The organism is Cohnella mopanensis, from assembly GCF_022352055.1.
In the GTDB taxonomy this organism is placed as follows: Bacteria; Bacillota; Bacilli; order Paenibacillales; family Paenibacillaceae; genus Cohnella; species Cohnella mopanensis.
In genome coordinates this window covers 26,995-33,057 of the sequence record NZ_JAKRWM010000034.1, presented here as the reverse complement: position 1 = coordinate 33,057, position 6,063 = coordinate 26,995, and the positions used below count along the sequence as shown (strand labels likewise).

The window sequence follows — 6,063 nt, the reverse complement described above, 5'->3', positions numbered from 1 at the left end:
GCGGGCGCCGCTTTTTGGATAAAGTGCAGTCAATTTTACGCATTTTTGCATTTCGCACAGTACCTTTTTTATGCCGCGAAAATGAGCAGTATTCAGACGTCGGACGATTCCCGTATGCTCGTCGTATTGGCGTAAATACAGGAGGGGATAAATATCGCACAGCTATTCGATATGAGCTTGGAGGAACTGCGGAATTATCGACCGCGGTTGACGAAACCGGACGATTTCGATGCGTTCTGGGAGCATGCGCTTGAGGAATTAAGCGAGACTCCGGTGCAGGTGCTTGAGCGAATACCCGTGGAATATCCGAGCGATCGGGTGCGCGTGTTCCGAATCGCGTTCGCCGGCTTCCGCGGCGCTCGGATCGAGGCTCTTCTAGCTTTACCTGCTGCTGAGACAGGGACTTTGCCGGGACTGGTCACCTATCACGGCTACAATTGGTCGCCCGATGGCGACATCCACGAGACGGCCACTATGGCGCTGCATGGTTATGCCGTGCTCCACATGCTCGTACGCGGTCAACAGGGAGGTAGCGCCGACAATGTCGTACCTTCTCATGGGCACGTGATAGGCTGGCTCACCAAAGGCATTCTCAGTCCGGAGCAATACTATTACCGTGCCGTTTATATGGATGCCGTACGCGCCGTGGAAGTGCTCGCATCGTTATCGGAGGTGGACGCCTTGCGGATCGGGGTAGCTGGCACGAGCCAGGGAGGAGCCCTTACGCTGGCCGCGGCCGCATTTTCGTCGATTCCGATTGTCGCGTGCGCGGACTACCCGGGATTCACGAACTTCGAGCGCATACTCGACTTTGCGTTCGACGAGCCTTATCGGGAGTTCGGTGAATTCTTCAAGCGTAACTCCGATCCTGAAGTCGAGGAGCAAGCGAGGCGGACGCTCGCTTATCACGATATTATGAATATCGGGATGCGAATTCGTTGCCATACGTGGATCTGTATCGGCTTGGTCGACACGGTGACGCCTCCGTCCACCGTTTTTGCCGCGTATAATCATCTGCAATGCCCGAAGGATATATCGGTCCATCGCTATCATGGACATGAGTTTATCTCGAATGCTCATACGAGGAAGCTGCTAACGCTAAGGGAGCATTTGAAACCGTAACGTCGGTAACAAGAAACATCTGTGTAAGTATAAACGTCTCATATAGAAAGAGGGAGGGATAGTTTGAACAAGCTAACATTTATTCCAATATTGCTGCTTATAGCAGTCACTTTGACTGGCTGTCATGTATTCGATTCTAATAAAGATTTGCCGATTGAGATGGTAGCATTCAACAGCCTTACTGACGAAGAACAAGATCTAATTCCGGTAAGCCCTAAAGATTCAATCGTAAAAAAAGTGACTGTGAATGATGAAATAAAGTCCGTAATTGATAAAAACTACAATAAAGATGAGGTATATTGCGTTACCTTCAATAATACGGAAACGAATGCTTCCGGAAATCTTGTCGTATTTATTGATTTGGATAAAAAAACAGTTATTGGGTAGACTGACGACCCCTTCCGCCATCAATCGGGAGGGGTTATGTTTTTGAACTCTCTATTAATGAGGGTGTAAACAGCCCTGTGGAGAAAGCTTTGTTTACGAAGCACTCATTTTGCTACATAATAAAAAAGGATTCAGGCGGTTAGGATGGCCGGAATAATGGTACAATCAACAATATAATTGAATGATAGAACAGGACGGGATCCACTTGAGTATAAATGATGGGAAAAATGAATTGCCCGAGAATTACGAACAGTTAAAAATAGCCGCGAATCGGACGTCCAATTGGAGAGAACGATTGGCTGCCGTGGAACAATTAGGCCAATGGCATAACAAACAAGTCATTGATGTGTTATTGTATAGAATGAATAACGATACCGTATATCGAATTCAAGAAGCCGCGTTCCGTCAACTCGAACAATTAGGTGAAGCCGTTCAATTGCCGTCTAGGAAGAAAGGCGATTTGATTGATGGACTCACTAAAATATTGGTTAGAATTAAGAAAAGCTTGCCCAAAGGTCATTCTTTTCCTGATTTTAAGGATAAATTAAAAAAGATGAGACTCGATATCTATGACACCTATGAAGGCGAATTGGACGCGGAATTCGATAAGTGGCTTGAAAGCAAGTGGACATCATTAAGGACATGATGGAATGGAACCGATAAAACAGAAACTTGAGGTGGTTTAACTGAAAAAGCAGAAGCCGATGTCGTTTGATGATCTGTTGTTGGAATTGCAAGGTCAGAAAACAATTCAAAAAGATCCGAATCATATTTCGTTAGAAGAGTTGTTTAATGAATCATTCATGAAAGAGTACTCCAACTCCAAAAGCTTTGCGGAGTTTCTGGAGAAAGGTAATTTTCAAGTAAGGGTCCAAGAAGATGTAGCTAACATTCCGGACGAACTTTTTGATCGGCATGTTGCGAGGGACACGAATTTTGCGGATTGGAAATCCATGCTTGATAAAGCCACGCTGGAATACGGAAGCAAATAAAAAATGATTTATCGTTCGAATAGCCTGCTCCGCTTGTTAATGACAAGCGTTGAGCAGGCTTTTTTATGGATATACGAATTCATTCTATTCCTTCAGCTATTAATTGGAAATATTAAGGTGACGATTATATACTAAGATCATTAACGAAATGGGAGCCGGACTAATGAAAAAGTTGTTATTGTTTGTCATTGTTATGTTATGTGCGACTGGGTGCTCGGATGATGGAAAAGCAGTAGACTCGGTTTCTACGCAAATGGAAAGCGCGAAGGTAGCTACCGGACAATACGAAGTGACATTAAACGGTGAAACCTATAAAGCCAATGTTGTTTCCGATAAAATCACCTTAACAAACGGGACAAAATCATATGAATTAGAGATAGACGAATTCGACGCAACGTCATTAGAAATCGAGCAGCTTTCAAGCTCGGAAGGTCAGAAAAACATTATGATATCCGCTCCCACAGGGGGCAGCAGCGGCATAGTTATCTCGGCGGTCCTAAAATTAAATAAGGATAAAGACGTAATCGAATTAGATAGAGATGTATTTAGCCTAATGAATAACGCTTCTTTTTATGACTTGGACAGCAAAGTGAAAGACAATATACTGCATGATTGGATTGCCAATCAACACATGGGTTTTCATACTGCGGATTTTGATGATTTTAAGCTCGTTAAAGAGAATAACGGAACCGTAAGATTTCGATTGGGAGAACGTCCGATTATACTAACCGGCTCGGCGAAGGTTCACTTTGATTTTGATAGCCGTAAATTCCAACTGGATGAAATCGATAAAGTTTCTTTTGAAGATATTAAGGGCAGCTCATGGTGTGAAAACGTTAAGGAACAAGATGATGCCCAGTATGGAAAAATCCTCGCCGTAGATAATAGTCAGGGATATAAAAGTATTCTGGAGGGCGGGAATGTGTATAATCTCGTAGGTTGCGGCGAATCTTTAGATAGACCGCTAGCCGCGGGAAGGTTCTACTTAATCGAAGCTATAATAGATTACGATAAATCTGCCACGAATTCATTACTAGATACTCTCCTAACTTATAGAGTAAAGACGGATATAAAGGACGAGAATGGGAACTCCGCTTATACCGTTGCACTTATTAAAGGAATTACGGATGAGACAATATTAGGCAGGCTTCGGGAAGGACTTAGTAAAAGCAATATTATACAAGCAGAAAGAACGGAAACGCTGCTCATGCACGGTAATGATCTAACGATAGACGAGCTGGATCATATTATCCACGACGGCGAGAATTCCGTATCGGTGAACTCGAATATTTCGTTTTACACTTCAGGTCGGCTTTACTCGACGGAAACGAATAATTGGACCGGAACGGCTCTTGGCAATGCACTCGACGCTAACAACGTGAAGCAAATCGAATGGTTATTGAAGAACGGAGCAGACCCCAATATACCTATGGGAGATTATGAGTTCTCAGTATCGCCCTTGAAATACTCTCTAGAATCGGATGATCTCACGATAGCGGAGAAATTCCTTAAATACGGGGCGGACGGCGACGAATTAGTGCCGATGATGCCGGGCCGGATTTCCTTGAACGCTTATTTTAAGGAAAGTCCGGAAATTACACGGCTACTGAGTAAATACGGATTTAACAAATGGTATTTGGAAGACCCTGACAGTAATCTGAAGCTGGACACTAGGGAAGAAATCATGGGATTAATAACGCTAGAGCAATAAAGGACTCCAAATCAATTTTTCGTCGATCTACAAAAACCGCGAAGGCACGATGCTACGCGGTTTTTGTTCTTTTTATTCAGCTTCTTGAAAATCCGGCATCTGTTGCGTTGAAAGGGTAAACCATGCTGTCGATATGTTGCTGTCCTATTCAGGTGCAATACTACCGAAATATAAATTGCCTTATACTTGTATGGAGATGAGGTGAAAGAGATGGAACAAAAATTATTTGACCTCGTATACGAAGCGGTTGTTAACCGTGAATCGACTTACGAAGGCGTATATTTTACGGGAGTAAGGACCACGAAGATCGTATGTCGACCTACTTGTCGGGCCAAAATTCCCTTTGCCAGTAATGTGACGTTTTACTCCTCGCTAGAAGATGCGCTTCAAGCGGGTTTTCGGCCTTGTAAACGGTGTAAGCCCGAAGCGAACGGAGCACTTCGACCGAATGCGGCTTTGGCGGCACAGGTAGATGCGATTATCGAGACTCAGTATAAGGACAAGCTGACTTTGACCATGTTGGCAGCTTCACTTGCAATAAGCCCCTATCATCTGCAGCGAATATACAAGGAAGTGAGAGGATATTCACCTGCGGAAAAAACCGAGAGGGTTCGATTAAAGCACTCCCAGAGACTCTTAATAGAATCTAACGCCAGCATCGCGGAGATCGGAGAGGCCGTGGGCTGCGGCAGTCCATCCTATTTCGCCTCTTGGTTTTCCCGGAGAACGGGTATCTCTCCATCGGGGTATCGGAATGGATTAAGAGGAGGAGATTTATTTGATAACCCGTAAGAAATATCGACAAACGGTAATCGGCTTCCATCAGCCATGGACACTTATAGCGAGTGAGCGCGGAATCAGCCAATTGTTGTACCCTCCTGAAGTTGCGACCTTAGCCGGGTTGAATCAAGATGTCGCGCATATGGTCGAGGATCGCAGCCTTTTCGATGAATTCGGCATCATTGAATTATTGGAGCAGTATTTTGCGGGGGTGCCGGTCAGCTTCGATAAGGTTCCTCTGGATGTAGAAGGGACAAAGTTTCAACAAGGAGTATGGATGGCCCTCAACCAGATCCCTTATGGCGATACCTGGACGTATAAGCAGCTTGCGAATGCAATCGGAAAACCGTCAGCGCTACGGGCAGCAAGTACGGCGATAGGGCGCAATCCTTTGCCGATTGTTTTACCTTGTCATCGGGTCGTCGGTTCCAACGGTACGTTAACCGGGTTTAGAGGAGGGCTTCAAATGAAGAAAGATATTCTTGCTTTGGAGGGGGTCATACATTTGGAGGCCGTTGGACATGAACGATTCCGGTTTTGAAACGCGAGGTTTAATAGGGTCGAATAGTGATAAGAGGAAAGTGTAGCCAATATGTAAATCCCTGTTAAAATAAGATGAAGACGAGTATCGAATAGAAAGGAGATTATTATGGAATCCAACAAAATCACCTTTGAATCCATTGATGATTACATTTCAAAATTCCCTCGCGAAGTTCAGGAAATACTTGAAACGTTAAGAAAAACGATTAAACAATCGGCATCTGACGCGAAAGAAAAGATTAGCTATCAGATGCCAACATTTGCGCTGCACGGAAATCTGGTACATTTTGCGGCCTACAAGAATCACATTGGATTTTATCCGGGCGCGGACGGAATTGCCGCCTTCAAACAGGAGTTGTCGGAATATAAAGGAGCAAAAGGATCAGTCCAATTTCCTATTAATAAGCCTCTGCCTTACGAGTTGATAGGGAAGATCGTTCGATATAGAGTTGCCGAGGATGTAGCGCGTGCGGAAAGTAAGCTGAAAAAGAAGAAAAACTAGCGTAAAGAGGATATGGAAGGAAATTGTCG

Annotated in this window: 8 protein-coding genes; all 8 read left to right on the top strand. The window is 44.4% G+C overall.

Translation table 11 applies throughout. The features are described from left to right. Positions 1 to 171 precede the first annotated feature (171 nt). Positions 172 to 1,122 carry an acetylxylan esterase gene (locus L3D05_RS26000; RefSeq protein ID WP_239619281.1) on the top strand — a complete coding sequence of 317 codons (951 nt, stop codon included), beginning with the start codon at positions 172 to 174 and terminating at the stop codon, positions 1,120 to 1,122. A gap of 63 nt (positions 1,123 to 1,185) precedes the next feature. After that, entirely contained in the window at positions 1,186 to 1,509 is a 324-nt protein-coding gene (locus L3D05_RS25995) for a hypothetical protein (protein ID WP_239619280.1), read from the top strand. A 181-nt stretch (positions 1,510 to 1,690) separates the two neighbouring features. Continuing rightward, positions 1,691 to 2,155 carry a HEAT repeat domain-containing protein gene (locus tag L3D05_RS25990; RefSeq protein WP_439647987.1) on the top strand — a complete coding sequence of 155 codons (465 nt, stop codon included), beginning with the start codon at positions 1,691 to 1,693 and terminating at the stop codon, positions 2,153 to 2,155. 58 nt (positions 2,156 to 2,213) lie between these two features. Continuing rightward, positions 2,214 to 2,501, top strand: coding sequence for a hypothetical protein (locus L3D05_RS25985; RefSeq protein WP_239619278.1), 288 nt, complete (start codon positions 2,214 to 2,216; stop codon positions 2,499 to 2,501). A 163-nt stretch (positions 2,502 to 2,664) separates the two neighbouring features. Further along, positions 2,665 to 4,212: an ankyrin repeat domain-containing protein gene (locus tag L3D05_RS25980; RefSeq protein ID WP_239619277.1), complete on the top strand. Its 1,548-nt coding sequence runs from the start codon at positions 2,665 to 2,667 to the stop codon at positions 4,210 to 4,212. Positions 4,213 to 4,422: 210 nt separating this feature from the next. Continuing rightward, the gene (locus L3D05_RS25975; protein ID WP_239619276.1) at positions 4,423 to 5,004 is read left to right on the top strand and encodes a bifunctional transcriptional activator/DNA repair enzyme AdaA; all 582 of its coding nucleotides are present in this window, start codon (positions 4,423 to 4,425) and stop codon (positions 5,002 to 5,004) included. Further along, complete coding sequence (locus L3D05_RS25970; RefSeq protein WP_239619275.1) at positions 4,991 to 5,533, top strand: methylated-DNA--[protein]-cysteine S-methyltransferase; 543 nt, start codon at positions 4,991 to 4,993, stop codon at positions 5,531 to 5,533. The genes L3D05_RS25975 and L3D05_RS25970 overlap by 14 nt, the downstream gene beginning before the upstream one ends. 108 nt (positions 5,534 to 5,641) lie before the next feature. Continuing rightward, complete coding sequence (locus L3D05_RS25965; protein WP_239619274.1) at positions 5,642 to 6,034, top strand: iron chaperone; 393 nt, start codon at positions 5,642 to 5,644, stop codon at positions 6,032 to 6,034. Positions 6,035 to 6,063 lie beyond the last annotated feature (29 nt).

Excerpts from the sequence above, each read along its gene's own strand:
- L3D05_RS26000 (WP_239619281.1), top strand. The coding sequence starts at position 172 with ATGAGCTTGGAGGAACTGCGGAATTATCGACCGCGGTTGACGAAACCG.
- L3D05_RS25990 (WP_439647987.1), top strand. The coding sequence starts at position 1,691 with ATGATAGAACAGGACGGGATCCACTTGAGTATAAATGATGGGAAAAAT.
- L3D05_RS25985 (WP_239619278.1), top strand. The coding sequence starts at position 2,214 with ATGTCGTTTGATGATCTGTTGTTGGAATTGCAAGGTCAGAAAACAATT.
- L3D05_RS25980 (WP_239619277.1), top strand. The coding sequence starts at position 2,665 with ATGAAAAAGTTGTTATTGTTTGTCATTGTTATGTTATGTGCGACTGGG.
- L3D05_RS25975 (WP_239619276.1), top strand. The coding sequence starts at position 4,423 with ATGGAACAAAAATTATTTGACCTCGTATACGAAGCGGTTGTTAACCGT.
- L3D05_RS25965 (WP_239619274.1), top strand. The coding sequence starts at position 5,642 with ATGGAATCCAACAAAATCACCTTTGAATCCATTGATGATTACATTTCA.